3 protein-coding genes and 1 pseudogene are annotated in these 1,426 nt (G+C 64.2%); 3 read left to right on the top strand and 1 reads right to left on the bottom strand.

Annotated features, from left to right (window positions below):
* Window positions 1-64: 64 nt before the first annotated feature.
* Window positions 65-259, bottom strand: a complete 195-nt coding sequence (locus tag AB0J69_RS61695; RefSeq protein ID WP_364138692.1) for a hypothetical protein — start codon at window positions 257-259, stop codon at window positions 65-67.
* 69 nt (window positions 260-328) lie between these two features.
* Here AB0J69_RS61695 and AB0J69_RS61690 point away from each other — a divergent pair, with 69 nt between their 5' ends.
* From AB0J69_RS61690 to AB0J69_RS61680, 3 genes and pseudogenes are all read left to right on the top strand, one after another.
* The gene (locus AB0J69_RS61690; RefSeq protein WP_364138689.1) at window positions 329-526 is read left to right on the top strand and encodes a hypothetical protein; all 198 of its coding nucleotides are present in this window, start codon (window positions 329-331) and stop codon (window positions 524-526) included.
* A gap of 233 nt (window positions 527-759) precedes the next feature.
* A complete protein-coding gene (locus tag AB0J69_RS61685) occupies window positions 760-1,083 on the top strand; it encodes a methyltransferase dimerization domain-containing protein (RefSeq protein ID WP_364138694.1) in 324 nt (107 codons plus the stop codon).
* Window positions 1,059-1,325: pseudogene (locus AB0J69_RS61680) on the top strand (DDE-type integrase/transposase/recombinase); the annotation flags it as partial. The gene AB0J69_RS61685 and the pseudogene AB0J69_RS61680, both read left to right, overlap by 25 nt.
* Between the last annotated feature and the right edge of the window lie 101 nt (window positions 1,326-1,426).

Genomic DNA, 1,426 nt, shown 5'->3' with positions numbered 1-1,426 from the left:
CCCCAGCGCAATCGGCGACATCGCACGCGCCGCTCTTGTCCTCACGCATTTCGAGCACAACTACCTACCGGCAATTCGCTGAGATCACGTCAGTGTCGGCGCGCGAATCTTTGGCAACGTCGACATCGATGACCTGCAGAACGAGAAGAAGTACTCGCCGAAGAAGGCGTACGGCGACGCCAAGCTCGAGAACATCCTGTTCACCAAGGAACTTCACCGCCGCTACGCCGATCGCGGCATCACCGCGGTCGCCTTCCACCCCGGAAATATAGCCAGCAACTTCGCCAATCAGTCCAAGGGACTGTTCCGGTTCGTCTACAACAACCCCATGACGAAGCTGATGCTCAGCGGCACGGAGAAGGGCGGCGCAGCCCTCACGTGGCTTGCCGACGGAGCCCCCGGCGCCACCTGGATGCCCGGGGAGTACTACGAGAACAACAAGATCGCGAAGACCAACCCCCAAGCAAGCGACATCGCGCTAGCGCTGCAACTGTGGGACCGCAGCGCGACTCTCGCAGGTCTCTGAGAGGTCACGCGGATAGGCGGCCGATGGGACGGCGTCGAGGGTGTGTACCAGCTGGTCTCGGAAGATTCCGGTTGCAAAGGCTATGAGGAAGCCGTGGCTGTCCCTACCGATCCCCGCGCGGCTACCTGAAGGGGTCTGGAAGCCACGTCGTGATCCCGACCCCGGGCCGTCAGTCTTCGGCGGACCTGGCAAGCTTGGCGATCAAGGATGTCAGCGAGGAAGGTGCGGCCATCATGTCCGACGAGCGCTACGCCCAGCCACCGCCCCCCACTGTGGTGATGGCGCAGATGTTGGACGGGTTCGTGTTGTCCCAGGCGTTGTTCGTCCTCGCCGATGCGGGTGTCGCGACGATTCTGCACGAAGAAGGACCCCAGACGATCGCGACCCTGGCTGAACGCACCGGATCCGATGCTGATGTACTCGCCCGGCTGATTCGTTCCGTCACGTCTCACGGCGTCTTTCGGACCGAAGAGGACAAGGTGGCTGTCACCGCGCTCGGCGCGACTCTCTCCAAGAGTCACCCGCAGAGCCGGACGCCCGGCCGGTGGCCGACCTGATCCAGCGCGACTTCACCGCCGAGCAGCCGAACACCCGCTACGTGGGTGACATCACCTATCTGCCCGTCGGCGGTGGCGCGTTCCTCTACCTGGCCACGATCGTGGATCTGCACTCACGTCGTCTGGTGGGCTGGTCGATCGCCGACCACATGCGCACCGAACTCGTCGTCGACGCGCTGCAGGCCGCGGCGCACACTCGGGGTGGCCGCCTGGAGGGCGCGACCTTTCACAGCGACAACGGCGTGCAAGGCGGATTCAACCGGTCGTCGCAACACCTTGATCACGGAGGTGTGCGATGGGCGGGAATACCAAGCTGGAGCGGGTGCCTGAAGGGGCGCGGAGG

The organism is Nonomuraea sp. NPDC049709, assembly GCF_040674815.1.
Lineage (GTDB): Bacteria > Actinomycetota > Actinomycetes > Streptosporangiales > Streptosporangiaceae > Nonomuraea.
Note: the sequence above shows the minus strand (reverse complement) of the source record. Positions and strands in the feature narration are given on the sequence as shown.

Coding starts and splice junctions, on each gene's coding strand:
- AB0J69_RS61690 (WP_364138689.1), top strand. CDS start 329: ATGACGAAGCTGATGCTCAGCGGCACGGAGAAGGGCGGCGCAGCCCTC.
- AB0J69_RS61685 (WP_364138694.1), top strand. CDS start 760: ATGTCCGACGAGCGCTACGCCCAGCCACCGCCCCCCACTGTGGTGATG.